Here is a 25,683-nt window from a genome sequence, read left to right as displayed (position 1 = left end):
CTCCCTCGCTCCGGAGTTCGCACACCCGTGCCGCACACTGTTGTCCCATGGAGCTCCAGATCACCGCGACCTCGCCCGAGCAGCCCGCGTCCCTCCTCGATCTGCCGTGGAACATGCCGCTGGAGGAGTGGCCGGAGGAGTATCTGGTCTCCCTGCCGCGCGGTATCTCCCGCCACGTCGTGCGATTCGCGCAGGCGGGCGGCGAGGTGGTCGCCGTCAAGGAGGTCGGGGAGTGGGCGGCGGTGCGCGAGTACGGGCTGCTGCGCGACCTGGACCGGCTCGCCATCCCGGCCGTGGACGCGCTCGCGGTGGTCACGGGGCGGACCGACGGCGACGGGGAACCGCTGGAGCCGGTGCTGGTCACCCGCCATCTGGTGGGGTCGCTGCCGTACCGGTCGATGTTCGAGACGACCATGCGGCCCAGCACCATCAAGCGGCTGCTCGACGCGCTGGCCGTGCTGCTGGTGCGGCTGCATCTGGCCGGTTTCGCCTGGGGGGACTGCTCGCTGTCGAACACCCTCTTCCGGCGCGACGCGGGCGCGTACGCCGCGTATCTGGTGGACGCCGAGACCGGGCAGATCCAGCCGAAGCTCAGCAGCGGGCAGCGGGAGTACGACGTGGAGGTGGCCCGGGTGAACATCGCCGGGGAGCTGATGGACCTGGAGGCCAGCGGCTCGCTGCACCCCTCGGTCGACCCGGTGCAGTTCGGCCAGGCCATCGAGGAGCGGTACACCGCGCTGTGGCACGAGCTGACCCGGCAGTCCGTCTATCCGGTGGCCAAGCGCCGCTACATCGACCGGCGGGTGCGGCGGCTGAACGACCTGGGCTTCGACGTGGCCGAAATGCAGATCGAGCGTTCGCCCGACGGGGACACCGTCACCTTCCTGCCCAAGGTCGTGGACGCGGGCCATCACCAGCGCCAGCTGCTGCGGCTGACCGGCCTCGACGCGGAGGAGAACCAGGCCCGCAGCCTGCTGAACGACCTGGAGGCGTGGATGGCCACCCAGGACGACTACGCCCCCGGCGATCCGCTCGGCGCCCGCCCGGAGGTGCTGGCCCACCGCTGGGTGCGCGACAAGTTCCGGCCGACGGTGCGCGCCGTACCCCTGGAGCTGCGGGGCTCCGCCGACATCGCGCAGATCTACTACGAGGTGCTGGAACACCGCTGGCTGCTGTCCGAACGGTGCCAGGGCGACGTGGGCCTGAAAGCCGCTGCCGAGGACTACACCCGCAACGTCCTCGGCAACCGCCCGCCGGGGTGACCGGCGGGCGGCGCGGCCCGCGTCATGCCTCGTGCCTCGTGCCCCGTGCGGACGCCGTGCGGGTCAGGGCCGCAGCGCGGACAGCGTCTGCGAGATGGACGCGATGACCCGCGGTGCCTCGTTGTTGAGGTAGAAGTGGCCACCGGCGTACGTGTGCATCTCGAACCCGCCGCTGGTGTGCTCGCTCCACTTGCGGGCCTCGTCGACCGTCGCCTTGGGGTCGTTGTCGCCCACGTGGACGTGGATGGGAGCGGCGAGCGGCGGGCCCGGCGTGTACCGGTAGGTCTCCGCCGCCTTGTAGTCACTGCGGATCGCCGGGAGCACCATCCGCAGCAGCTCCTCGTCCCCGAGGACCTGCGAGTCGGTGCCGCTGAGCGCCTGCATCTCGGCGATCAGGCCGTCGTCGTCGCGCAGATGGACCGACTCGTCGCGGTGCGCGGACGGCGCGCGCCGCCCCGACGCGAACAGCGCCACGGGATTCACGCCCTTCTGCTCCAGGCGCAGCGCCACCTCGAAGCCGAGCGTCGCGCCCATGCTGTGCCCGAAGAGCGCGAGCGGCTTGTCCGTGTACGGCAGCAGCTCGGGCACCAGCGCGTCGGCCAGTTCGCCGATGGTGCCGACGCACTCCTCGTTACGGCGGTCCTGGCGGCCCGGGTACTGGATGGCGAGTACGTCCACGCCCGGCGCGAGCGCCTTCGACACGGGGAAGTAGTAGGAGGCCGATCCGCCGGCGTGCGGCAGGCAGACGAGTCGCGTCGTCGCGTCCGGCGCGGGATGGAACTGCCTGATCCACAGACTGGTGCCGGTGGGGTTTGCGGTCACCTGACGTCCTTTCGTGCCGCTGGTCCAACGGCGTGCGCTCGCGCGCACGCACACGGATCCAAGCCTGCCGCCTCGGCCCGAACGGCTACAACCCCTATTTTTCGGACGGGTTGCCCCTAGGTCCCCTGGCGCCCCTAGAGCCTCTGGAGCGGCACCTGTACGGGCCCACGGGCGGCCGCGCGCACCGTCAGGGCGGCCAGCGCCTCCGGCGCGCCCGCCTGCCCCCGTACCCCCGGGAACGCGTTGATGTCCACGATCACCGGGCCGTCCGGTCCGCGCAGCACATCCACCCCGTACACCTCCAGCGCGAACACCGAGCCGACCCGGCGCACCAGATCCAGCCATCCGGGCGGCAGTTCGTCCAAGGGGAGCGGCAGGGTGAGGCGGCCCTCCTTGCCGACGGTCAGCTCGGAGGTCCGCAGCGCCGCGAACACCGTGTCCCCGACGGCCCACAGCTTGTGGTCCCAGCCGTCGTTGGCGGTGAAGTCCTGGACCACCACGGGCTCGTCGGGCCACGCGGCGGCAAGCTCCGCCAGGCGTGCGGGGGTGTCCACCCGGGCCACCAGATCGTGGCGGCGGCTGTGGCGGCTCTTGACCACCACGGGGTACGCGAGCCGCGCCGCGTCGAGCCGCGCGAGCGCGGACACCGTACGGGTCTCCGCGAACGGCAGACCCGCCCGCCGCGCGAGCGACGCCATCGCCGTCCGGTCCTGGCACAGTTCCGTGGCCGCCGCGGAGTTCACCACCGGCGCGCCGCGCTCCTCCAGGGACCGGGCCAGTGCCAGCGCCCCCGGTGTACGGGCCTTCAGCAGATAGACGTCGGCAAGCTCACCCGGCACGGACACGGCTTCCGGGTTCAGCGCGACCAGCTCATGGCGTGGCGTCAGCAGGGCCGCCGTACCGGCGAGGAGCTGATGGTCCGGGTCGGCGGTGAGGAGACCGACCCTCATCCGGTACCCCCCACCGTCGCGGGCATCTGCACCGGCACCCGCACCGGTCCGGGCAGGGCGCCGAGCACCGCGCCGGGTCCGCTCCCGCCGCGCCGGGCCAGCTCCAGGACCGCGCGCCCCACCCGGGAGGCGGCGTCCGGCACCTCCTTGAAGCTGGGGAAATCGTTCACGTCGACGACCACCGGGCCGTCCGGCCCGAGCACGATGTCGACTCCGTACAGGTCGAGCCCGTACACGGCGCCGACCTCGGCGGCGATCGCGGCCACTTCGGGGGACAGCGCGACCCGGCGGCCCCGGACCTCCGGGTCCGGGCCGAGCGGCGAGCCGCGCTCGGTCGCGTACAACTCGCCGTCGACGCAGTACACCTTGAGGTCGATGCCCGAGTTCGGTACGTAGGGCTGGGCGATCAGCATGCCCTCCTGGGCCAGTTCGGGGCCGAGCGCCGCCAGCCGGTCCGGCGACGGCACCAGCCGCACCGCCCGCCCCGAACTGCCGTCCGCGGGCTTGACCACCAGCGGGAACTCCGTGTCCGGTATCTCCGCCAGCGCTTCGGGGGCGGCCGCCGCGTAGGTGTCCGGCACCGGCAGGCCACGGCTGCGGCCGATCGCCGCCGCCAGCGCCTTGTCCCGCACCCCGCGGATGGACCGCGCGTCGTTGACGGTCGTGAGCCCCACCGCGGCCGCGGCCTCCAGCAGCGTCAGACCGGGCCCGCCGGACACGGTCTTGAGTACCCAGGCGTCATGGCTTCCCGCCTGGACGGCGTCGGATATCCGCATCAGGGAGCGGCCGGGCCGCAGGATGTCCACCTGATGGCCCCAGGCGGTGAGCCGACGGATCACCTCTTGCGGCATGCCGTCGTGGCGATACCGCTCCTCCACCAGAAAGCAGAGTCTCATCGGCCTTCTTCCTCATTACCGGACACATCCCCCGGGCTGCCGCCGAGCGGGTCCGGCAAGCCGTGGACCCACAGGATGTCATCACCTGTTCTCCCGTCATTTCCTGCCCCACCCGGTTGGTCCGCGGCCGGGGTCTGTTTATTGGGCTAAGTTTCCTTTATCGTCCTGAACATGATGCTGACGCGACGGGAGCGGGAAGTTCTCGCGCTGCTGCGCCGGGACCCGCTCGCCGGGGCCCAGGCCATCGCCGACGCCCTCGGCACCACCCGGGCGGCGGTCAACGTCCATCTCTCCAACCTGGGCAAGAAGGGTGCCATCCTCGGGCGCGGCTACATCCTCCGCCAGGAGCACGCGGTGGTGGTCGTCGGCGGCGCCAACGTCGACGTCAAGGTGCGCAGCCTGGCGCCGCTCGCGTACCGCACCAGCAATCCGGGCCACGCCCACACCAGCCCCGGCGGCGTGGCCCGCAACGTGGCGGAGAACCTGGCCCGGCTGGGCACCCCGACCCATCTCATCGCCGCCGTCGGGCAGGACCCGGCGGGGGAGCGGCTGCTGACCGAGACCCAGGCCACCGGGGTACGGACCGACCACGTCCACCGCGGTACGCACCCCACCGGCACCTATACGGCGGTGCTGGACGCCGACGGCGAACTGGCCGTGGCCATCGCCGACATGGCCGCCACGGACGGGCTCGGCCCCGAGCACCTGCAGCCCGCGCGCGAACTCATCGGCAACGCGAGCATGCTGGTCCTCGACGGCAATCTTTCCTCCGCGGCGCTGGCCTACGCGCTGGACATCGCGAGCGCCGCCGGGGTGCGCACGGTCATCGACCCGGTGAGCGTGCCCAAGGCGGCGCTGCTCGCCCCGCTGCTCGCCGCCGGGCACCCGGTCTTCGCCGTCACCCCGAACGTGGCCGAGCTGGGCGCCCTCACCGGCCACGACACCTTTGACGGCACCGGCGACGACCGCCGGCTGATCGAGGCATCGGCCACGCTGCACGAGCGCGGCGTCCAGTACGTATGGGTGCGGCTCGGTGAGCGCGGCTCGCTGCTCAGCGGCGCCGAGGAGGGCGTCACCGTCCTGGACGCGCCTTTGGCCGAGGTCCAGGACGTGACCGGAGCCGGTGACGCGATGCTCGGCGCGTTCGTCCACGCCCTGCTCACCGGCGAGGACCCCGTGGCCGCTGCCCGCTACGGCCACGCCGCCGCCGCGCTGACGGTGGCGACCACCGCCACCGTACGGCCCGATCTGACCCCGCGCCTCGTCGAGGACGCGCTCACCCCGCGTCTCGTCGAGGACGCGCGACACGCCCCACCGCGGAGGACGACATGACCACCCCCCACCCCCGGCTGACCCTCACCCAGGAAGTCCGGGAGGCGCTGCGCGACGGACGGCCCGTGGTCGCGCTGGAGTCCACGATCATCAGCCACGGCATGCCGTATCCGCAGAACGTCGAGATGGCCACCGAGGTCGAGGCCATCATCCGCGCCGAGGGCGCGGTCCCGGCCACCATCGCCGTGCTCCACGGCATCCCGCGCGTCGGACTGGACCGCGCCGGTCTGGAACTGCTCGCCACCGACCCGAACGTGGGCAAGGTCAGTGTGCGCGACCTCGCCCACGTCATGGCGCGCGGCGGCCACGGCGCGACCACCGTGGCGAGCACGATGCGGCTCGCCGCGCTCGCCGGGATCCGTACCTTCGTCACCGGTGGCATCGGCGGGGTGCACCGAGGGGCGCAGCAGTCCTTCGACATCAGCGCGGACCTCACCGAGCTGTCCACCACCCCGGTGGCGGTCATCAGCGCCGGGGTGAAGAGCATCCTCGACATCGGTCTCACCCTGGAGACCCTGGAAACCCTGGGCGTGCCGGTGCTCACCCACGGCACCGACGACTTCCCCGCGTTCTACTCCCGGGTGAGCGGCTTCACCTCCCCGCTGCGGGCCGACTCCCCGGAGGAGATCGCCGCCGTGATGCGCGCCCAGTGGGACCTGGGGCTGACGGCCGGGCTGAGCATCGCCAACCCGGTCCCGGAGGCGAACGAGATCCCCGCCGAGCGGATCGACGGCATCATCGACCAGGCCCTCGCCGAAATGGCGGAGGCGGGCATCGGCGGCAAGGACGCCACGCCCTATCTGCTGGGCCGCATCGTGGAGCTGACGAAGGGCGAGAGCCTGCGGACGAACATCGCGCTCGTCAAGAACAACGCCCGGCTCGGCGCGCGGATCGCCATCAGCTACGCTGCGGTCAACGAGGCCGCGGGGGCGGCGGATTGACCGCGACAGCCTTGAAGAAGGTGTAGTGGAAGGTGCCCTCCGCGGCCGCCGCCCGGTGCAGATCGGCGATGCCCCGGTCCCAGTCGGCGGCCGTGGACACCCCGGCGGCCAGTGCGTCCTCACGGACGGACGCCACCATGGCGATGAAAGTGTCGCGGGTGAACGCCTCGACCAGGCCGGGCCGGGTCCCGTCGGTGTAGACGGTCCGCGGCCGGACCGTGACGTCGTGGAACCCGGCATGGGTCAGCAGCGGTTGCAACTCCCGCCCGATCAGGGCGTTTCCACCCGCTTCGGCCTGCAGCCGGTTCAGTCCGCCGATCGCCGCGTGGGCGTAGGCGCTGTGCGGGTGGAAGAACGCCGAGCCGTGGTCCCCCTCGATGACCGTGACGGTCCCTCCCGGTCGCAGCACCCGCCGCAGCGCGGCCAGCGCCTTCTCGGGGTCCGTGAGGTGTTCCAGCACGAAGCACACGAAGAGATGGTCGAAGGCGGCGTCGGGGAACGGCAGATCGAACAGATCGGCCCGGTGCCACTCGACATCGGCCCCGGGCGCCTCGTCCGCCACTCGCTCCCGGGCCTGGGCGAGCGACGTCTCGGACACGTCGACCGCCACCAGCCGCGCCCCCGGGCTGTTCGCCGCCAGACGCACCGTTTGGGCACCGACCCCGCACCCCACCTCCAGCACCCGGCTCCCCGGCGGATAAGCCGTGCCGGTGTGCAGCAACTCCGCCAGGACATCAGCCTGATCGCACAGCCGCCGGGCCTCCTGATCCGAATAGCCGTGGACATATCCGATCGGTGTCATCCCGTGCCCCTCACCCATGCTCATACGGCGATCGTGGCGGCACAATGGTCCGATGGACAGGTCCAATGAAGGTACTGTCAACAGGTCCATAGCGCCCGGCGCCGACTTTCTGCAGCTGGACCTCGGCGACGCGCCACCCGGCGGGCTCGCCGACTGGCTGGCCCGGCGGCTCCGGCGCGCGATAGCCGACGGACGGCTGCCGGTCGGGTGCAGGCTTCCGGCCTCCCGAGTGCTGGCGGCCGAACTGCGTGTCTCCCGGGGCGTGGTGACCGAGGCGTACCGGCGGCTCACCGAGGACGGGCAGGTCGCCGGGCGCGGGCGCGGCGGCACCGTCGTCGTCGCCGCTCCCGTTTCGGTACGTCCGCCCGTACCGGCGCCGCGGCCCGAGCCCGCGACGGCGGGCGGCGTGTTCGCCGCCGAGCCGGGCGCGGAGGTGTTCGACGCGCTGCGCGCGGTCCCTGAGCGGATCGATCTGTCGCCCGGTGTCCCCGACCTCACCGCGTTCCCGCGCACCGCGTGGCTGCGCGCCGAACGCACCGTCCTCGCCGCCCTCACCGCCTCCGACTTCGGTTACGGCGACCCGCGCGGCACCCCGGCGCTCCGCCTCGCCATCGCCCACTGGCTGGCCCGCAACCGGGGGATCAGGGCCGAGCCCGACGAGATCGTGGTCGTCGCGGGCACCACCCAGGCGCTCGGGCTGCTCGGCCGGGTGCTCGGCGACGACGGAATCCGCGAGGTCGCCGTGGAGGACCCCGGATCGCTCGGGGTCCGGCAGCATCTGCGCCACACGAGGCTGGACACCCCGCCGGTCCCCGTCGACGCCGAGGGGATCAGGGTCGACGCGCTGCGCGCCCAGGGCGCCCCCGCCGTCCTGGTCACCCCGGCCCACCAGTTCCCCACCGGCGTGGTGCTCGGCGGTCGGCGGCGCCGTGAGCTGACGCGCTGGGCGGAGGCGGGCGGGCTCGTCGTCGAGGACGACTACGACGCCGAGCACCGCTACGACCGGCCCCCGGTCCCGGCCCTGCGCTCGATGCTGCCGGAACGGGTCGCGTACGTCGGAAGCGTGTCCAAACTGCTGGCCCCCGCGCTGCGCACCGGCTGGCTGATCCCGCCGGCCCGGTACCGTGACGCCCTCGTCGAGGCCAAGCGCTACGCCGACCTCGGCAATGCCGCGCTGCCCCAGCTGGTATTGGCGCACCTGATGGAGTCGGGAGCGATGGAGCGTCAGCTACGGCTGCTGCGCACCCGCCACCGCCGCCGCCGGGACGCGATGATCGACGCCATCGCCGCCCGGCTGCCCGGCGCGGTGGTGCACGGCGCCGCGGCGGGACTGCATCTGATGGTCACCTTCGACGCCGGGTTCGCCGACACCGACCTCGCCGCCGCCGCGCTCGCTCGCGGGGTGAAGGCACAGCCGCTGTCCTGGCACAGCCAGCGCCGCCCGCACCGGCCCGGCCTGGTGCTGGGCTACGCCGCGCGCACGGCCACGGAGATCGCCGAAGGTGTTGCCCTGCTCGGTGACGCGCTGCGCGCCGTGCGCTGAGCCGGGCCGCCCGACGCGGCAGTTCCTGGGGCGGCGCCCTGCCATGCCCTCAGATCACAGCGAGCGGACCTCGGCGAGGGCGACCCGGCCGCCGATCTCGATGGAACCGTCCGGCTGGGGGCTGGTGAGGATCTGGGAGCCCTCGCCCTGCGTGATGTTGAGGGCCCGCCCCAGTTGACCGGAGAGGATCAGCGCGGCGGCGCCGGTGGCCTCGTCCTCCACGATCCCGTCGCCGCGGCGCGGGAAGGCGCGGGCGCGCACCCGGCCCGCCGGCTCGTCCTGCCAGGCCCACGCGTACAACCAGCCCTCGCCCTCCGGAGGGGAGGGCAGGGCGTCGACCTCGGCGGGGGAGGCGTACTGCTGGGTGCGCCGCCCGGACGCCCAGGCGGGGTGGCCGCCGATCCACGTGAACTCGCCGTCCTGGCGGGCCGGGACCCCGCCGACGGGCGGAAGCAGCTCGGGGAGGTCCAGCAGCCAGGCGACGCCCACCAGCGGATGGCCCGCGAAGGGCAGCCGGACGCTCGGGGTGTAGATGTCGACGACGCCGCGTTCCGGATCGTCGACGAAGACGGTCTCGCTGAAGCCCAGCCGGGCGGCCAGCTCCTGCCGTGCCCGCTCACCGGGCACGGCGCGGCCGTCGCGCACCACGCCGAGTGCGTTGCCGCCGTGGCCGCGGGGACCGCAGAACACTCTGAGGACGTCGAGATCCGTCATGGCCGCAGGATCAGACATTCAGCTCGTGCTCGATGCGCTTCAGCCCGTGCCGGGCGAGCGCCAGATTGGCCCGGGAGCGGTCCAGGGCCAGGTAGAGAAAGAGCGACCCATGGCTGACGGAGATCAGCCGGATGAGGTGGTACTGCGAGCCCAGCGTGATCAGGATGTCCTCGATGGCGTCCGTGATGCCGAGCGTGGCGAGCGTACGGACCTTGGCGCGGACGACCTCGGTGTTGCCCGCCGCGGCGATCTCGAGGTCGAGTTCCTGGCCCCCGCCGACCGACCCGAGCGACATGCCGCTCTCGTAGTCCACGAGCGCGGCCCCCAGGGCCCCGTCGATGGCCATCGCTTCTTTGAGGGCGCTCTCGATGTTCATGTGCTTCCTTCGCGTGGCTGCTAGCCCGGTCCCGGTTGTTACCAAAGCTGTCGCCAGACGATAGCGCGGGAACCATAACTAGTAGCCGAGTGGTCCAAGTTGTGCAAGATGATGCTTAAACTAACGTGCCTGATGGTACGCAGCGAAAGGTCACAGGTGAACGCAGCAGAAGCGGCGCTCTCCGGAGCGCTCGCGTCTCCGGGAGTGGTGGGCGTCCGTCTGGTGGACGCGGTCACCGGGCTCCACTACGCCACGGTGGGGGACGCCGATGCCGTCGGCCAGGGCGAGGAACTCGCCGAGGCGGTCAGTCTGATCAGCGACCGGCTGAACCAGGCCGGTGCGGCGGGCGAGTTGGAGAGCGTGGTCGTCACCAGCGCGCGCTTCCACCACATCACCCAGGTGGTGCCGCGCGGCCAGGATCCCCTGCTGCTGTGCGCCTCGGCCGACCGTGACCGCACCAATCTCGCCCTCGCCATGCGGCACATGGCCGATCAGGCGAAGGCCGTGCTGACATGAGCGACGGCACGCAGAGTGACGGCACGCAGAGCCACGGCGCCCCGAGTGACGGCGCCCCGAGTGACGCTCCCCGGAGCGACGGCACACAGCGGCACCGCACTTCGCCGCGCAACGTCCCCGGCCTGCTGCTCTCGCTCCAGCAGGATCGTTTCAGCGGAGCCGTGACCATCTCCGGTTCGATCGGCGGAACGATTCATCTGCACCGAGGGGCGATCCGCGCGATCGAGACCCCCGGAGCGCCCACCGCGGAGGCGCTCCTGCTGAAGTCCCGGCGGATCGGCGAACCGGAGTGGGACGCCGCCTGCACCGTGGCCGGTCCCGGCGGACGGCTCGACGCGACGCTCGTCGAACGGGGCCACATCGGCGCCGCCGAACTCGAAGTCCTGTGCGTGGGCGCCCTCTACGACGCCGCCTTCGCGATGGCGCTCAGCACCCCCGACAGCTGGCAGGTGGACGGGGACGCCCCGGGCCCCCGGCTCAGTCACCGGGAGGGCACCGACCCCCGGCGGCTCACCGAGGAGACCATCCGCCGGGTGCGGCTGCTGGCCCAGTCCCTCGGGTCGGCACGGGAATTCGGCCAGCAGCGGGTCCGGCCGTCCGCCCGGGCCGCCGCCGGGATCGGGCGGCTCTCCACCCGCTACCGCGACATCCTGCTCAGCGCCGACGGGCGCCGTACGCCCCGGGACATCGCGTTCGCGCTGGGCCGTGGCGTCTACGCGGTGATGCTCGACCTCTCCCGTATGAAGGCGCTCCAGCTCATCCAGCCGGAGCCGCCGCGGCCCCCGGCCACCGCGCCCCGCGTCGCGCCCCGCGATCCCACCGCGGAACCGCCGCCCGCCTCGGCGGCCCCCACCGGCGGCGGACTGCCCAGACGCACCCCGGCCGACCGGCGGCCGCAGAGCGCCGGCTGATCCCGCGACGGACAGCAACTCCCACGGGCGCGGGCGTCCGTGGGTCCCCTTCCCCGTGGGATCACCGCGGGTTTCAGGAGTTCCACCGGAGTCCGAGGAGGACCCTCCCATGACCAACCCCCCACCCGCCGCCGGTGCGCCGTCCGGCGACCTCGTCAAGGAGCTGACCGGTCTGCGCGGGCAGGTCCTGGGCATCTCCGAGAGCATCATCGCCACCACCGACGGGCTGCTGGTGGCCGCCGACACCGCCGATGTGCAGCCGGAGTCCCTGGCCGCCCTCTCCGCGGCCTCGCTCGCGCTGGGCAAGCGCTCCGCCGCCGAAGTGGGGCTGGGCAGCCTGCGCGAGGTGGTCACCCGGTGCAACGGCGGCTACAGCGTCGTCCTGGCCGTCGGCGAACAGGCCCTGCTGGTGATCCTCGGCGACGAGGGCCTGGACCTGGCCGCGCTGCGCCGCGAAGCCCCGGCCGTCGTGGAACGGCTCGGCGGTCTCCTCTCCTGATGCCACAAGGCCATTCGGCGGCCAAGTGGCCCAGTCGGTAATTCAGTTGCCGGGACCGGGGCGCCGGTGTTGGGTGACCGGATGGACCTTGAGGCGATACGGGAACTGTTCGACCGGCAGCTGAGACAGGGGGCACGGACCGACGAGCCCGGGACTCGGATCGAGCGCGTGAACGGGGTGGTACGGCAGACTGGCGCCGCCGACGACTGGAACGGCGTCCGCTGGTCGGATCTGGACGCGTCCACGGCGGACGCGGCCATCGCGGCGCAGATACGGCACTTCACCGCCCGGCAGCGCGCCTTCGAGTGGAAGCTGTACGCCCATGACCGCCCCGGCGACCTCGGCGGGCGGCTCACGGCCGCCGGTTTCGCCGCCGAGCCCGAGGAGACGGTGATGGTCGCGCCGGTGCGGGAGCTGCCCACCGCCGACGCTCTCCCCGAGGGCATCCGGCTGCTCCAGGTCACCGACGCGGCGGGGGTGGACCTCATGGTGGACGTCCACGCGCGGGCGTTCGGCACCGACAGCGGTCACCTCAGGCACCGGCTGCTCACCCGGCTGCGCGAGGCACCGGACACGGTCGTCCCGGTCGTCGCCCTGGCCGGTGACCGGCCGGTGAGCGCCGCGCGGATGGAACTGCCCCCGGGAACGGACTTCGCCGGACTGTGGGGCGGCGGCACCGTGGCGGACTGGCGCGGCCGGGGCCTGTACCGGGCCCTGATCGCCTTCCGTGCCCGGATCGCCGCCGAGCGCGGCTACCGCTATCTCCAGGTCGACGCGTCCGACCAGAGCCGCCCGATCCTGACGCGGCTCGGCTTCGTACCGCTGACCACCACCACACCGTACGTGTACGGAAGCTAGGGTTCCGCCCGCCCCGGCGCCGTTGTCGGTGGTGTGCTCTACCGTCATCGTCATGATCACGTCTGACGATGTCCGCCGGATCGCGCTGTCGCTGCCGCAGACGACCGAGAAGATCGCCTGGTCCATGCCCACCTTCCGGGTCGCCGGGAAGATGTTCGCCACGCTCCCCGAGGAAGAGACCTCGATGGCAGTCCGGTGCCCCAAGGTGGAGCGGGACGAACTGGTGCTCGCCGAGCCGGAGAAGTTCTGGATCGCCGACCACGAAGCGAGTTTCGCTTGGGTGCGGGTGCGGCTCACCGCTCTGGAGGACCTCGATGAGCTGCGGGACATCCTCGTCGACTCCTGGCGGCAGGCCGCGCCGACCGCGCTGCTCGACGCGCTGCCGGAGCCCGGCGCGGCGACCACGGACTGAGGCCTCCCCGGTGCGCGCCTCCTCAGCACACCTCACCGAAAGGTGCTGGTATGTGCGTTCGAGGAGGTAACCGACACGGGTGAAATGCCCGACTCTTTCGGGCTATCGGAGTGCTGCCTTCCGCTCTTCGCGGTTCTCTGGAAGGAGACCACCGAGGGAGGCCGCATGGTGCACGGCCGCGAGACGAACCGCCGCGCTGCTCCCGGTCGGCCGTGCACCGTCCTGATGGTCGCGCTGCTGGCGATCACCCTGCTGCACGGTCTGCTCTCCCTCGGCGCCGTCCATCCGCCGCCGCCCTCCGTGAACCACTGCGGGCCCGGCGTCCTGTCACCGGCCGCGTCGCCGGAGGAGGGCGATCCGTCCGACCCGCGCCCGGCCGCCCGCGCCGCCCATGAACTGGGCCGCCACCCGGCCGGTCATCCCGGCAGCGCCTGCGCCACCGCGGTCGGCTCCCACCGCTCCCTTCCCACGGCGCCCCTGCACTTCGCCGTCGCCGTCGTCCGTGCCCGCCCCGCGGACCGCACGACGGGCCCCGCCGTGTCCGGCTCCGCCGTCGAGGCCGCTCCCCGTAGGCTCCCCGCGCGGGACGTCGTCCTGCGCTGCTGAGCGGGCCCCGGGCCGTACCGCATCCCCCGAACCCTCCCGCATCCCCCGCATCTCCCGCATGTGCCGCCGCACGGGCGGAGCGCGGGTGCGGTACGGCCTGCCCCGGATCAGCCAGTCGCCGTCCGACACCGCAGGAGCCCCCGCATGCCCATCGACGTCTACGCCGCCATGAGTGCACTGGTGCGCGCCGAAGCCGCGCGCCCGTCCACCGTCCCCGCCCAGTCCGACGCCACCGCACCCCCGGTCGAGCCGCCCGAGGCCGTCCCCGTGTCCACACCCCACGACCCCGCCCCGCCCCGCGCCGCGCTGTCGTCCCGTACGGCCGCGCCCGGCCCGGTGCGGCGCCGCACCGGGTTCCTGGAGGCCCTGCGCATGGCATGGCGCACTGTGTGGGGGGCCTGCCGCTGACGGTCGCGGTCCCCGCCGGTCCGGCGCCCTGGCCATCGGTCAGGGCGCTTTGGCCCGCATCGACATGGGCGCTGTGGCTCAGCCGGTTGATGACGTCCGGGGGTTATTGCGTACGATCTGCAGGTGCATGAAATCAGCATCAGGACCGCGACAGCCGACGACCTCGACGCCGCCCGCGGGGTGATGCTCGACACCGTCTACCGCGACTTCGGAACGGGATACGTGCCGCGCTGGCACGCCGACATCATCGACCCCGGCGCCGCCTATCTGGGCTCGCCGCGGCACACGCTGCTGGTCGCGGTGGACGAGGAGGGCGGGACGGTGGCCGGGACCGCGGCCCTCGACTCCCGGGGGCCGGCCCATCCTCCCAACCCCGTGTGGCTGGCGGAGCGGTATCCCTCGGGGGAGACCGCCCAGCTGCGCCGGGTGTACGTGCGGCCCGAGTACCGCCGCCAGGGGCTGGCCCGCCGGATGGTGCGCGCGCTGCTCGACTTCGCCGCGGCCGAGGGCGGATACCGCGCCGTCTATCTGCACACCGACCCGGGCGTGCCCGGCGCCGAGCCGTTCTGGCGGTCGCTGGGGAAGGCCGTGTGCGACGAGCGGGAGGAGCCCGGGGGCAGCCGGGTCCTGCACTTCGAGGTCCCCATGGCCTGACCTCGGGGCCAGTCTGACCCTCGCGGCCCGCCCCCAGGGCGCGGGCTCGCCGGGCTGCTGGAAATGATTATCATGTAACCTCTCTTCGTCCTCCCTGTGCAGCACCTGGAGCTGACCCATGCCCCCTGTCCGCCGCCGGACGGCCGCCGCCCTGCTGCTCGTCCCGTTGCTCACCGGCTGCTTCGCCTCCCCGGGCGGCGCGGCCTACGACGCGACGGGCGGCTCAGGCGCCGGAGGCGGCGGACGGCTGCGGGTCGCGATGGCCTTCCCGCCCGCCGAGCGCTTTTCCCCGTACGGTGCCGACGCCACCCTGCTCAGCAGGCTCGGCGTCACCGAGGGGCTGACCCGTCTGGACGGCAACGGCTCCGCGGCCCCCGCGCTCGCCGAGTCCTGGACCCAGGAGGGCCGCCGCAGCTGGCTGTTCACCCTGCGCGAGGCCCAGTTCCAGGACGGGACCGACGTCACCCCCAGGGCTGTCGTGAACGCCCTGAACCGCGCGGCGCACGCCGACCCGGTGCCCGCCGCGCTCTCCGGGGTCACACTCACCGCCGAGCCCGCGGGGAACCGGCGGGTCCGGTTCACCACCACGACCGACTACCCCGCGCTGCCGCTCACGCTCTCCAGCCCGAGCCTGGCCGTCCTGTCCCCGAAGGCGTACGGCGAGAAGGGCAGCCCCGACCCGGCGGGCACCGCCACCGGACCCTTCACCCTCGCCCGGTCCACCGGCGCCAGCCGGGCCACCCTGCAGCGCTTCGACGACTACTGGGGCGGCCTCGCCCACGCCTCCGGGCTCGACGTCCGCTTCATCGCCGACGGCACCGCCCGCACCAACGCCCTGCGCACCGGCGAGGCCGACATCGCCGAGGCCGTTCCGGTCTCCCAGGCGGCCACCCTCGACAAACCCACCGTCCGGGAAGTCCCCACCGCCCGCACCACCGGCCTCTTCCTCAACACCCGGTCCGGCCCCTTCGCCGACCCGAAGGTCCGCGCCGCCGTCCGCGAGGCCATCCAGCCCGGCGTGTTCGCGCGGGGCGTGTACGAGGGTCACGCCGACCCCGGGCAGGGCGTGTTCGGCCCCGCCCTCTCCTGGGCCACCGGCCAACACTCCGCGCCCGCGGGCCGCGCCTCGGCCGCGGGCGTCAAGGACACCTCGATCACCCTCGGCACCTACGACAACCGGCCCGAGCTGCCCGAGGCCGCCCAGGTGGTGCAACAGCAGCTGAAGAAGGCCGGATTCACGGTGAAGCTGCAGGTCCGCGAGTATTCCCGGCTGGAGGCCGACGCCCTCGCGGGCAAGTTCGACGCCGTCGTCGCCGCGCGCAACACCATGCTCGACACCGGCGACCCCGTCTCCTACCTCGCCAGCGACTTCACCTGTAAGGGCAGCTACAACCTGGCCGGGCTGTGCGACAAGGCCGTGGACCGGGCCGTCGCCAAGGCCGACTCCCGCGCCGACATCGCCGAGCGGCACACCGCCTCGCTCGCCGCCCAGACCGCCATCATGCGCACCGACGCCGTCGTACCCCTGGTACACCAGCGCATCATCCACGGCGTCGCCGCCTCGGTACGGGGAGTGGAACTCGACCCGTACGAGCGCACCCTTGTCGGCCCCGGTACGCGCCGTTGACCGGCATACGCCGCACCGCGGCCACCATCCCGGGCGGACGGTCCACCGCGCTGAGCGCGCTGTGGCGCGCCGCCCTCGCACTCGTACTGCTGTGCGGCATCGGCCTGCTGCCCTGGCTGTCCCGCACCGACCCCGCCCGCACGGTGCTCAAGGCACGCGGCGCCGAACGCGATCCCACTCCCGAGTTGCTGGACGCCATCCGCCGCGACATCGGCCTGGACGCCGGACCGCTGCACCTCCTCGGCCGGTGGCTCGGCGGCCTGACCCACGGCGACGCGGGGACGTCCTGGCTCTCCGGCACGGACGTGGCCCCCATGGTCGCCCAGGCCCTCGGCTGCTCCCTGCTGCTGATGGCCGGGTCCCTGGTAGTCGCGCTGGCCACGGCCGGGGCGGTGTGCGCGCGCACCCTGTGGCTCGGCTCGCGGCGCCTGCCGCTGCCGCGCGGCGCGGGGAGCGGCGGCGCGTTCCTCGCCGCGCTGCCCGAGTTCCTGACCGCCTCCGTCCTGGCCGCCGTCATCGGGGTGCGGCTCGGCTGGCTGCCCGCCGTCGGCTGGTACGGATGGCCCTGGCTGCCGCTGCCCGCGCTCGCGCTCGGGCTGCCCGTCGGCGCCGCGATCGGCCGCATCCTGGACGACGTCCTGCCCGGCGCCTTCGCGGAGCCCTGGGTGCGGGCCGCCGCCGCGCGCGGCATGCCCGCCGGGCGCATCGCCCGGCAGACGCTGCGCCGGGCCGTCCCCGGTGTCCTGCCCAACCTGGGCCTGTTCGTGGTCGGCTTCACCGGCGGCGCGGTCGCCGTCGAGCAGGTCTTCGACATCCCCGGGCTCGGGCGGCTCACCCTCCAGGCCGCCCTCGCCCAGGACCTGCCGGTCCTCCAGACCGGAACCCTCGTGCTCATCCTGTTCGCCACCGCCGTCGGCGGCGTGGCCCGGCTCGTGGCCCGGCTGCTGCTCGGCCCCGCGCTGCGCGACGGTGAACTGCCCTCCCTCCACCGGCCGTTCGGGCGACCCGCCCGCTCGCTCCCGCTGCTGTACGGGGCCGTCCTGCTGGCCGTCGTCGCCGTCGGCGCGCTCCGCGACCCGATGGCCCTGGACCCCATGGCCCGCCTCGACGCCCCGTCCTGGCAGCACCCGTTCGGTACGGACGCGCTCGGCCGCGATCTGCTGGCCCGGGTGGGACACGGCGCGCTCACCACCCTCGCCCTCGCCGCCGCGGTGAGCGCCTGCGCGCTGGCCGTAGGACTGCTGCTCGGCATGGTGCCCCGGCTGTCCGGCGGACTTGTCGAGACCGCCAACGCCGTCCCGCCCGTGCTCGCCGGGCTGCTGGTCGCGGGTACGGCCGGGGCCGGTCCGTACACCCCCGCGCTCGCCGTCGCCGCCGTCGCCTGGGCGCCGCTGGCCGCGCACACCGCGGCCCTGCTGAGCCAGGAGCGCGCCGCCACCCATCTCGCCGCGACGCGTGCTCTCGGCGCGGGCCGCCGCCATCTGCTCCGCCGCCATCTGCTGCCCGCCGTGCTGCCGCCCGTGGCGCGTCACGCGCTGCTGCGGCTGCCCGCCGTGGCCCTGGCCCTGGCCTCGCTCGGCTTCCTGGGCCTCGGAGCCCAGCCGCCGTCCCCCGAGTGGGGCCGCCTCCTCGCCGAGAACCACCCCTACGCCGAACGCGCGCCCTGGGCCGTGCTCACCCCGGCCGCCGCGCTCGCCCTGCTCGGGGTGGTGGCGGTCACCTCGGCCGGGGGAGTGCGGTGGCCGGGACGGCGGAAACGGCGGTCGGCCGTGCCCGAGTGACACAGCTCGCGATTGACACATCTCGAAACGGCGGCGGAGACTGGCGCGCACACCCGCGATGAACTCAAGTTCACTGTGCGCACAGGCAGTTCGGTACGCGACCACGAAGGACACCGGAATGACCATCACCCGCGACCTGCTGATCGGCGGCAAGGACACTCCGGCCGCCTCGGGCCGCACCGCCGACGACCTCAACCCCTACACCGGCGAGGTGTACGCCACCGTGGCGGCCGGCGGGCCGGAGGACGTGGCGCGCGCGGTGGCCGCGGCCGACGCGGCCTTCCCGGAATGGGCCGCGATGGCCCCGTTCGAACGCCGGAAGATCTTCCTCACCGCGGCGGACCTGCTGGAGTCCCGCGCCGCGCAGGCCGCGGAGTTCATGCGCCACGAGGCGGGCGGCACCGCGCCCTGGGCCCACTTCAACGTGGCGCTGGCCGCCAACATCCTGCGCGAGGCCGCCGCCGCCATCACCGCGCCGCGCGGCGAGGTGCTCAGCGCCCAGGAGGCCGGGGCGCTGGGCCTCGCCGTGCGGGAACCGATGGGTGTCGTCGCCGCCTTCGCCCCGTGGAACGCGCCGGTCATCCTCGGCGTCCGCTCGGTGGCGGCCCCGCTCGCGGCGGGCAACACCGTGGTGATGAAGCCGAGCGAGGACGCGCCGCTCGCCTGCGGGCTCTTCGTGGCCGACGTCCTGCGCGACGCCGGGCTGCCCGACGGTGTGCTCAACGTGGTCACCAACGCCCCCGAGGACGCCGCCGAGGTGGCCGAGGCCCTGATCGCCGACGAGCGGGTACGGATGGTGAACTTCACCGGATCCACCGGCGTCGGCCGCGTCATCGGCGCCCACGCCGCACGCCATCTCAAGCCCGCTGTCCTGGAGTTGGGCGGCAAGAACGCCATCATCGTGCTGGACGACGCCGACGTGGACTACGCGGTGGACGCCGCCGCCTTCGGCGTGTTCATGAACTCCGGCCAGATCTGTATGTCCGGCGACCGCATCCTCGTCCACGAAAGCCTCGCCGAGGAGTTCACCGCGAAGTTCACCGCCAAGGTCGCCGCGCTGCCCTGCGGCGACCCCGCCGATCCGACGACCGTGGTCGGCCCGCTGGTCCGCCCCGAGGCGGCGCGGCGGGTGGCGGCGCTCGTCCAGGACGCGGTGGCCAAGGGCGCGGCCGTGCTCACGGGCGGCGGAGCCCCCGAGGGCTCCGTCCATCCGGCCACGGTGCTGAGCGGGGTCACCGAGGACATGGACCTCTACCACGCCGAGGCGTTCGGCCCGGTGTGCGTGGTCGCCACCTTCGCGGACGACGACCAGGCCATCGCCCTAGCCAACGCCACCGACCACGGGCTGACCTGCGGAATCATCACCGAGAACGGCACGCACGGGCTGCGGGTGGCGCGCCGTATCCGTACCGGCATCGTGCACATCAACGACCAGTCGGTCGCGGACGAGCCACAGGTTCCGTTCGGCGGCATCAAGCAGTCCGGGTACGGGCGCTTCGGCGGCCGCTGGGGCATCGAGGCCTTCTCCGACACCCGCTGGATCACCCTGGCCACCCAGCACGCCCACTACCCGTTTTAATCGGGGCTCGGTTCGCCTCCGGGGCGCAAAAGCCGGTGCCGGCGGTCGACGTGCTCGGTCGTCGCGTCTCCCTTTCAACACCGGCGCGCCCCTTCGGCTCACTCGCCGGCATGACGGGGTTGCCGGAGCGCGGAGGCTCAACCCATGCCCGGGATGTGCCCGATGGCGTCCGGGCGGCGGGCCGCCAGGCGCAGGACGCGGAGGGTCGAGCGCACGATCTGCTCCTTGACGCGGGCGGCGGTGGCACCCCGCAGGACAAGATCACGCGGGGTGTCGTCCGCGCGCACGAACTGGACCAGCCCGTCCCGGCGGCCCAGACTGACGCACTGGAGCAGATAGCGGAAGGCCAGTGGCTTCGGCTGCCGGCCCCGCGCTTCGGTGATGATCGCGGAGGCGGCGTGCGAGGCGGTCGGCAGGGCGGTGGCGCAGGCCATCCGCAGCGGTCCGGCGAGCGGTGAGGTGACCGCGGCGGCGTCCCCGACGGCGTAGATCCCGGGGCAGGACACGGAGCGCAGGTCGGCGTCCACGAGAATGCGCCCGGCGGGGTCGAGGGCGAGCCCCGCGTCCTCGGCGAGTGCGGTGTTCGCCGTCATCGAAGCGGTCCATACGACCGTGTCGGTGTCGATGTCCGCGGGGTCCGCCACGCGCTGGCCCTCCTCGATCCGCACCCCCAGCGCGGTGAGGACCGTACGGACATGGGCGCGGCCCTTGGGGGAGAGTCCGCCGCCGATCTCACCGGTGGTGAGCAGCCGTACCCGCCAGTCGCGGTGGCTCTCGGCGAGTTCGGCGGCCAGCTCGATACCGGTGAGCCCGCCGCCGACGACGGCGAGTTCGCCGGGCCCGTCCAGCAGCCGCTTGTGCAGTTCGGCCGCCGTTTCCATGGTGAAGGCGCGTTCGCCGATGTCGGCGGTGCGGCTGCCGAGCGCGTACACCAGACGGTCGTAGGGAAGCCGGCGGCCGTCGTCGGTGTCCACCCGGCGGGCATGAGGGTCGATGCGGGTGGCGAGGGCGGCGATGTGGGTGACGCCGGTGCCCCGCAGCAGCGCCGTCAGTGGGTGCGTCACCTCGGGCCGCCCGGCGGCCCGTTCGTGCAGCCTGACCCGCTCGGTGAAGCGGTCACTCGGGTCGACGAGGGTGACGTGGGCGTAGGGGGCGAGGCGCAGGGCGGCCAGCAGCCCGCCGTAGCCCGCGCCGAGCACCAGAACCTGTTGCTTGTCCATGTCGATGGCCTCCTCATGTGGCGTTCACCCAAGAGACGACACAGTCTGCCGGGGTGTGACAGTGATGCCGGTCACAGGTTCGGGAGGTCGAGGTGGCGGAGCTTGTCGGGGTTGACGACAGCGTCGATGGCGGTGATCTGCCCGTGGTGCACGGTGAACGCGAAGACCACGGACCGTTCGCTCTCCGCGTCCACGACGACCAGGCCGGGGGAGCCGTTGACGTCCCGCCGCAGGACGGACATCGTCAGCTCGTCGAAGCCGCGGCCGAGACGCTGGGCGAACCGGGCCACCTGCTCGTTCCCGAGGATCGGCAGCCGGGAGGCCACGACCTTCCCGCCGCCGTCCGAGCGCCACACCACCTCCGGGTCGAGGATTTCCAGCAGCCCGTCCAGATCGCCGCCCATCACCGCCTCCAGGAAGGCGTCCACCGCGCGCCGGTGTTCGCCGCGGTCCACGGAGCGGCGCGGGGACTCGGCCCGCACCCGCTTGCGGGCGCGCGAGGCCAGCTGGCGCACCGCCTCGGGGGACCGTCCCACCACCTCGGCGATCTCGGGGAACGGCACCGAGAACACATCGTGCAGGATGAACGCGGTGCGCTCCGCCGGGGTGAGCCGCTCCAGCACCGTGAGCAGGGCCAGCCCCACGGACTCGTCCAGTGTCACCCGGTCCTCCGGCCCGTCGCCCGCCACCACCGGCTCCGGCAGCCACGGCCCGACGTACGCCTCGCGGCGGACACGGGCGGAGCCGAGCAGGTCGTAGCAGATCCGGCTGACCACCGTGGTCAGATACGCGCGCGGGTCGGCCGCCTCGTCCCCGGGCAGCGCCTGCCAGCGCAGCCAGGTCTCCTGCACGGCGTCATCGGCGTCGGCGACCGACCCGGTGATGCGATAGGCGACGGCCCACAGCCGATCGCGCTGCTTCTCGAACTCCGCCAGCTCTGCCATGCCCGATCCTCTCGCGTCCGCTTCCGGACCCCGCACACAACGGGCCCGCGAGAAGAGACGCCGCGGCGGCCCGGAGTGTGACATCACCCCGTCTCCAGCCGCCCGATCAGATGGTCGAGGAAGGCGGAGACGGCGGCGGGCAGGGTGCGGCGGGCCATGGACTGGATCTGCACGCTGCGCCGTGACAGCTCGGGGTTGACGAGCGGCACCGCGGCCAGTCCGTCGGCCTCCAGCCTGCCCCGGTAGGTCAGATATCCGGCGAGCGTCACACCGCCGTTCTTGCGGACGAATCCATCGAGCGCCCCGGAGTAATTGCTGATGAAGGCGGGCTCGAATTCCAGGCCTTCTGCGGCGACACAGATATCGAAGAGCTGCCGGACCGTCGTGCCCTGTTCCATGAGCGCCAGTGGATAGGGCAGCAGATCGGCGAGCGCGATCTCGTCCCGTTCTGCCAGCGGATGACCGGCGGGCATCAGGGCGTGGATCGGATGGGTTTGCGCGTATTCCACCCTGATTCCCTCCTCGGGGCCCAGCGAATACGTCAGGGCGAGATCGGCGGCCCCGTCCCGGACCTCCTGGGTGGCGCCCGACGGCGAGGTGACCCGAAGCCGGAACCGCACCCCGGGATGGCTTTCGCGGAACGTGACGACCGCTTCCGGCAGGACGTCCCGGCCGAAGCCCTCGGACCCGGCCAGCCGGATGGTGCTGCGGTACGGCCCGCCGAGTCCGCGCAGGTCGGCGACGATCTGCTCGGACTCCAGACGGCTGCGCCGGGCGTACGCGGCGAGCAGCTCACCGGCCTCGCTGAGCACCATGCCGCGGGGCTGCCGCTCGAACAGCGGGACCCCGATGTCGTGTTCCAGCCGGGCGATCCGGCGGCTGATGGCGGAGGCCGCCACATGCAGCCGCGCCGACGCCTGGCTGATGGAACCGGTGTGCGCGACCTCCAGGAAACAGCGCAGCGAGGTCCCGGACAGGTGCATGCCGGGTGACCCTACCCGCCCGGCCGCGCACCGGCGAGGTCAGGGGCCGCCTTGCCGCGCGGGCAACGCTGCCTTCTCGGACCGACAATTGTGCGCCGGAAGCGGCCTCACTAGCCTTCTGTCGTCATAGCGGTTCCCTGCCGTAATTCATTTCCCCGTCAGGTGAACCCCATCACGCCAACCCGCGACAGGAAGGCCCTCGGTGACGCGTTCCGCGGCAATTCGGCACGCCTGCGACTATTTCGACTCCGGTACGTTTCTCGCGGATGTGTCACGACGGGTCGCCCTCCCCACCGAAAGCGGCGATCCGGCGTCACTCCGCCCTTTGCGGACGTATCTCGAAGAGGAAATCGTCCCGGCCGTCGAACGATTGGGCGCCACCGCCCGCATCGTCGACAACCCGTCCCCCGGACACGGCCCCTTCCTGGTGGCCGAACGCCATGAGGGCGAGGGCCTGCCGACCGTCCTCACCTACGGACACGCCGACGTCGTCCCCGCCGAGGCGGACCGGTGGCGCACCGGCCTCCACCCGTGGCGTCTGGTGGCGGAGGGCGAGCGCTGGTACGGCCGCGGCGCCGCCGACAACAAAGGGCAGCACACCGTCAACCTGGCGGCCCTGGAACACGTCCTGCGCGCCCGCGGCGGCCACCTGGGCTTCAACCTCAAGGTGCTCATCGAAACCGGTGAGGAGTGCGGCTCCCCGGGGCTGCGCGCCCTGTGCGCGGACCTGCGCGACGACCTCGCCGCCGATCTGCTGATCGCCTCCGACGGCCCCCGGGTCCAGGCGGAGCGTCCGACGCTGTTCCTCGGCTCACGCGGCGGCGCCAACCTCACCCTGCGGGTGAACCTGCGCGAGGGAGCCCACCACTCCGGCAACTGGGGCGGGCTGCTGCGCAACCCCGCCACCGTCCTCGCGGGCGCGCTGGCCACCATCGTGGACGGCCGCGGCCGCATCCTGGTCCCCGCGCTGCTGCCGCCCGCCATCCCGGACGCCGTGCGCCGGGCGCTGGCCGACATCCCGGTCGGCGGTGGCGCCGAGGACCCGGCCATCGACGAGGGCTGGGGCGAGCCCGGGCTGACCCCGGCCGAGCGGCTCGTCGGCTGGAACACCTTCGAGGTGCTGTCCCTCGGCGCCGGAAACCCGGACGCTCCCGTGGGCGCCATCCCCGGGACCGCCGTCGCCCACTGCCAGCTGCGGTTCGTGGTCGGCACCGACGTGGCGGACCTCGGCAAGGCCCTGCGCGACCACCTCGACCAGCACGGCTACCCCATGGTCGACGTCGAGGTGGGCCGCACGATGGCCGCCACCCGCACCGACCCCGAGCACCCCTGGGTGCGCTGGGCCGCGGACTCGGTGGAACGCACCACCGGCGCCCCGCCCGCCATCCTGCCCAACCTCGGCGGCACCATCCCGAACGACGCGTTCGCCGACGAGCTGGGCCTGTGCACCGTATGGGTGCCGCACTCCTACCCCGCCTGCGCCCAGCACGCGCCCGACGAGCACCTGCTCGCGCCGCTCGCCCGCGAAGCGCTCCAGATCATGGCAGGCCTGTTCTGGGACCTCGGGGACACGGCCCAGATCTGACACCCCCGGACCTGACGCTTCTGGCCTGCCCCCCCCCCGAGCCCGATACCGCCCGGACCTGACACCGCCGCCACCCACCCCTCCCCGGCCCCGCGCGCACACCCCTGGAGCCCGCCTTGGACGCGACGAACCCCGGCACCACCACAGCCTCCGAGGCGACACCTCCCGCTGGCCCCGCCGGCCCCGACACCCCGTTCAGGCCGCACCGCGTCATCATCGCCGCGTCGGTCGGCAACGCCCTCGAATGGTTCGACGTCGCGATCTACGGATTCTTCGCCGCCACCATCGCCAAGCTGTTCTTCCCGTCCACGGACGACACCGTCTCGCTGCTGCTGGCGTTCGGCACCTTCGGCATCTCGTACCTGGTACGCCCGCTCGGTGCCGTCGTCCTCGGCCGGTACGCGGACCGGGTCGGGCGCAAGGCCGCGCTGATGCTGTCGATCAAGCTGATGATGCTGGGCACCCTGCTCATCGCGGTCATGCCCACGTACGCGGCCATCGGCCTGACCGCACCGCTCGGCATCCTGCTCGCCAGGCTCATCCAGGGCTTCTCGGCGGGTGGCGAATTCGGCAGCGCCACCGCGTTCCTGGTCGAGCACGCGCCCCGGATGCGCGGCTTCATGTCCAGCTGGCAGTTCGCCAGCCAGGGCGTCAGCACCCTGCTCGCCGCCACCTTCGGCACCGTGCTCTCCAGCACCCTCACCCCCGGGCAGCTGGAGTCCTGGGGCTGGCGGGTGCCGTTCTTCTTCGGCCTGCTCATCGGGCCCGTCGGCTACGCCATCCGGCGCTACGTGGACGAAGCCCCCGCCCCCGCCGAGGACACCGTCACCGGACACGGCCCGGTGACGGAGGTGCTGCGCCACCACAAGGGGCGGGTCCTGCTGGCCGTCGCCGCCCTCGCCGTCTCCACCGCCATCACCTACCTGATCACCTACATGCCGGTCTTCGCCGTCAAGGAACTCGACCTGCCCGCCTCCACCGGATTCGCCGCCACCATGGTCACCGGCGCCGTCCTCACCGTCGTGACACCCCTGGTCGGCCACCTCTCCGACAAGACCGGGCGGATCCGCGTCATGGCCACCTCCGCCGTGCTGATCCTGCTGCTGATCCGCCCCGTGTTCGCCTTCCTGGTGGCACACCCCGGATTCGGCGTGATGCTCACCGTGATGTTCCTGATCGGCCTGCTGAAGGCCGGATACTTCGGGGCGCTGCCCGCGCTGCTGGCCGACCTGTTTCCCCGCTCCAGCCGCGCCACCGGGATGTCGATCAGCTACAACCTCGGTGTGATGCTCTTCGGTGGCACCACCCCGGTAGTGATCGTCTGGCTCGTCGATGTCACCGGCGACAAGCTCGCCGTCACCTGGTATTTGACCGCTCTCGCCGCCCTCAGCCTGGCCGCCGTGGCCATCGCGCGCCGCCGCCTGGGCATCCGGTGACCCAGGGCCGTGTGACGAAACGGGGG

General features: G+C 73.1%; 26 protein-coding genes. 17 read left to right on the top strand and 9 right to left on the bottom strand.

What is annotated here, in order from left to right:
- The first annotated feature begins 47 nt into the window (after positions 1-47).
- Positions 48-1,262 carry a DUF4032 domain-containing protein gene (locus tag ACZ6CL_RS29200; protein WP_468940804.1) on the top strand — a complete coding sequence of 405 codons (1,215 nt, stop codon included), beginning with the start codon at positions 48-50 and terminating at the stop codon, positions 1,260-1,262.
- Between the two features lie 63 nt (positions 1,263-1,325).
- Here ACZ6CL_RS29200 and ACZ6CL_RS29195 read toward each other — a convergent pair whose 3' ends face one another.
- The 3 genes from ACZ6CL_RS29195 to ACZ6CL_RS29185 all read right to left on the bottom strand — a co-directional run bounded on the left by ACZ6CL_RS29195 (position 1,326) and on the right by ACZ6CL_RS29185 (position 3,930).
- Complete coding sequence (locus ACZ6CL_RS29195; protein WP_450884062.1) at positions 1,326-2,084, bottom strand: thioesterase II family protein; 759 nt, start codon at positions 2,082-2,084, stop codon at positions 1,326-1,328.
- A 134-nt stretch (positions 2,085-2,218) separates the two neighbouring features.
- Positions 2,219-3,034 (bottom strand): ATP-grasp domain-containing protein, encoded by an 816-nt coding sequence (locus tag ACZ6CL_RS29190; protein WP_468940802.1) that lies wholly within the window; start codon positions 3,032-3,034, stop codon positions 2,219-2,221.
- A complete protein-coding gene (locus tag ACZ6CL_RS29185) occupies positions 3,031-3,930 on the bottom strand; it encodes an ATP-grasp domain-containing protein (protein ID WP_468940799.1) in 900 nt (299 codons plus the stop codon). Before ACZ6CL_RS29185 ends, ACZ6CL_RS29190 begins: the two co-directional genes overlap by 4 nt.
- Before the next feature lie 171 nt (positions 3,931-4,101).
- On the opposite strand from ACZ6CL_RS29185, the gene ACZ6CL_RS29180 reads away from it, so the two are divergent.
- Positions 4,102-5,262: a PfkB family carbohydrate kinase gene (locus ACZ6CL_RS29180; RefSeq protein ID WP_468940796.1), complete on the top strand. Its 1,161-nt coding sequence runs from the start codon at positions 4,102-4,104 to the stop codon at positions 5,260-5,262.
- Entirely contained in the window at positions 5,259-6,203 is a 945-nt protein-coding gene (locus ACZ6CL_RS29175) for a pseudouridine-5'-phosphate glycosidase (protein ID WP_468940794.1), read from the top strand. Before ACZ6CL_RS29180 ends, ACZ6CL_RS29175 begins: the two co-directional genes overlap by 4 nt.
- On the opposite strand, the gene ACZ6CL_RS29170 is transcribed toward ACZ6CL_RS29175, so the two are convergent.
- Positions 6,175-7,029, bottom strand: coding sequence for a methyltransferase domain-containing protein (locus ACZ6CL_RS29170; RefSeq protein WP_468940792.1), 855 nt, complete (start codon positions 7,027-7,029; stop codon positions 6,175-6,177). The genes ACZ6CL_RS29175 and ACZ6CL_RS29170 overlap by 29 nt on opposite strands.
- 28 nt (positions 7,030-7,057) lie before the next feature.
- Here ACZ6CL_RS29170 and pdxR point away from each other — a divergent pair, with 28 nt between their 5' ends.
- Entirely contained in the window at positions 7,058-8,548 is a 1,491-nt protein-coding gene (pdxR, locus tag ACZ6CL_RS29165; RefSeq protein ID WP_468940789.1) for a MocR-like pyridoxine biosynthesis transcription factor PdxR, read from the top strand.
- A 54-nt stretch (positions 8,549-8,602) separates the two neighbouring features.
- On the opposite strand, the gene ACZ6CL_RS29160 is transcribed toward pdxR, so the two are convergent.
- Both ACZ6CL_RS29160 and ACZ6CL_RS29155 read right to left on the bottom strand, forming a co-directional pair.
- Entirely contained in the window at positions 8,603-9,262 is a 660-nt protein-coding gene (locus ACZ6CL_RS29160; RefSeq protein WP_468940786.1) for a PhzF family phenazine biosynthesis protein, read from the bottom strand.
- A gap of 10 nt (positions 9,263-9,272) precedes the next feature.
- Positions 9,273-9,638, bottom strand: coding sequence for a hypothetical protein (locus tag ACZ6CL_RS29155; RefSeq protein ID WP_468940783.1), 366 nt, complete (start codon positions 9,636-9,638; stop codon positions 9,273-9,275).
- Between the two features lie 156 nt (positions 9,639-9,794).
- Between ACZ6CL_RS29155 and ACZ6CL_RS29150 the strand changes: the two genes are divergently transcribed.
- The 11 genes from ACZ6CL_RS29150 to ACZ6CL_RS29100 all read left to right on the top strand — a co-directional run bounded on the left by ACZ6CL_RS29150 (position 9,795) and on the right by ACZ6CL_RS29100 (position 19,489).
- Positions 9,795-10,154 (top strand): hypothetical protein, encoded by a 360-nt coding sequence (locus ACZ6CL_RS29150; RefSeq protein ID WP_468940781.1) that lies wholly within the window; start codon positions 9,795-9,797, stop codon positions 10,152-10,154.
- Complete coding sequence (locus tag ACZ6CL_RS29145) at positions 10,151-11,065, top strand: hypothetical protein (protein WP_468940779.1); 915 nt, start codon at positions 10,151-10,153, stop codon at positions 11,063-11,065. The genes ACZ6CL_RS29150 and ACZ6CL_RS29145 overlap by 4 nt, the downstream gene beginning before the upstream one ends.
- 109 nt (positions 11,066-11,174) lie before the next feature.
- The gene (locus ACZ6CL_RS29140) at positions 11,175-11,564 is read left to right on the top strand and encodes a roadblock/LC7 domain-containing protein (RefSeq protein ID WP_468940776.1); all 390 of its coding nucleotides are present in this window, start codon (positions 11,175-11,177) and stop codon (positions 11,562-11,564) included.
- Between the two features lie 81 nt (positions 11,565-11,645).
- Positions 11,646-12,422 carry a GNAT family N-acetyltransferase gene (locus tag ACZ6CL_RS29135; protein WP_468940773.1) on the top strand — a complete coding sequence of 259 codons (777 nt, stop codon included), beginning with the start codon at positions 11,646-11,648 and terminating at the stop codon, positions 12,420-12,422.
- A 52-nt stretch (positions 12,423-12,474) separates the two neighbouring features.
- The gene (locus ACZ6CL_RS29130; protein ID WP_468940770.1) at positions 12,475-12,834 is read left to right on the top strand and encodes an MmcQ/YjbR family DNA-binding protein; all 360 of its coding nucleotides are present in this window, start codon (positions 12,475-12,477) and stop codon (positions 12,832-12,834) included.
- Positions 12,835-12,999: 165 nt separating this feature from the next.
- Entirely contained in the window at positions 13,000-13,440 is a 441-nt protein-coding gene (locus tag ACZ6CL_RS29125; protein WP_468940767.1) for a hypothetical protein, read from the top strand.
- 144 nt (positions 13,441-13,584) lie between these two features.
- On the top strand, positions 13,585-13,848 hold the full coding sequence (locus ACZ6CL_RS29120; protein ID WP_468940765.1) for a hypothetical protein: 264 nt from the start codon (positions 13,585-13,587) through the stop codon (positions 13,846-13,848).
- Between the two features lie 123 nt (positions 13,849-13,971).
- The gene (locus ACZ6CL_RS29115; RefSeq protein WP_468940763.1) at positions 13,972-14,502 is read left to right on the top strand and encodes a GNAT family N-acetyltransferase; all 531 of its coding nucleotides are present in this window, start codon (positions 13,972-13,974) and stop codon (positions 14,500-14,502) included.
- A 118-nt stretch (positions 14,503-14,620) separates the two neighbouring features.
- Positions 14,621-16,129 carry an ABC transporter substrate-binding protein gene (locus ACZ6CL_RS29110; protein WP_468940762.1) on the top strand — a complete coding sequence of 503 codons (1,509 nt, stop codon included), beginning with the start codon at positions 14,621-14,623 and terminating at the stop codon, positions 16,127-16,129.
- The gene (locus tag ACZ6CL_RS29105) at positions 16,126-17,910 is read left to right on the top strand and encodes an ABC transporter permease subunit (protein WP_468940759.1); all 1,785 of its coding nucleotides are present in this window, start codon (positions 16,126-16,128) and stop codon (positions 17,908-17,910) included. Before ACZ6CL_RS29110 ends, ACZ6CL_RS29105 begins: the two co-directional genes overlap by 4 nt.
- A gap of 118 nt (positions 17,911-18,028) precedes the next feature.
- Positions 18,029-19,489: an aldehyde dehydrogenase family protein gene (locus tag ACZ6CL_RS29100; RefSeq protein ID WP_468940757.1), complete on the top strand. Its 1,461-nt coding sequence runs from the start codon at positions 18,029-18,031 to the stop codon at positions 19,487-19,489.
- 137 nt (positions 19,490-19,626) lie between these two features.
- Here the strand turns inward: ACZ6CL_RS29100 and ACZ6CL_RS29095 are convergent, their stop codons facing one another.
- The 3 genes from ACZ6CL_RS29095 to ACZ6CL_RS29085 form a co-directional block, all read right to left on the bottom strand.
- Positions 19,627-20,709: an NAD(P)/FAD-dependent oxidoreductase gene (locus ACZ6CL_RS29095; RefSeq protein WP_468940755.1), complete on the bottom strand. Its 1,083-nt coding sequence runs from the start codon at positions 20,707-20,709 to the stop codon at positions 19,627-19,629.
- 71 nt (positions 20,710-20,780) lie between these two features.
- Positions 20,781-21,653, bottom strand: coding sequence for an RNA polymerase sigma factor SigJ (gene sigJ / locus ACZ6CL_RS29090; RefSeq protein ID WP_468940754.1), 873 nt, complete (start codon positions 21,651-21,653; stop codon positions 20,781-20,783).
- An 83-nt stretch (positions 21,654-21,736) separates the two neighbouring features.
- The gene (locus ACZ6CL_RS29085; RefSeq protein ID WP_468940751.1) at positions 21,737-22,636 is read right to left on the bottom strand and encodes a LysR family transcriptional regulator; all 900 of its coding nucleotides are present in this window, start codon (positions 22,634-22,636) and stop codon (positions 21,737-21,739) included.
- Between the two features lie 202 nt (positions 22,637-22,838).
- Here ACZ6CL_RS29085 and ACZ6CL_RS29080 point away from each other — a divergent pair, with 202 nt between their 5' ends.
- Positions 22,839-24,221: a M20 family metallopeptidase gene (locus tag ACZ6CL_RS29080; RefSeq protein ID WP_468940749.1), complete on the top strand. Its 1,383-nt coding sequence runs from the start codon at positions 22,839-22,841 to the stop codon at positions 24,219-24,221.
- Between the two features lie 116 nt (positions 24,222-24,337).
- Positions 24,338-25,657 (top strand): MFS transporter, encoded by a 1,320-nt coding sequence (locus ACZ6CL_RS29075; RefSeq protein ID WP_468940746.1) that lies wholly within the window; start codon positions 24,338-24,340, stop codon positions 25,655-25,657.
- The last annotated feature ends 26 nt before the right edge of the window (positions 25,658-25,683 follow it).

The organism is Streptomyces sp. NPDC041200 (assembly GCF_055591805.1).
Note: the sequence above shows the minus strand (reverse complement) of the source record. Positions and strands in the feature narration are given on the sequence as shown.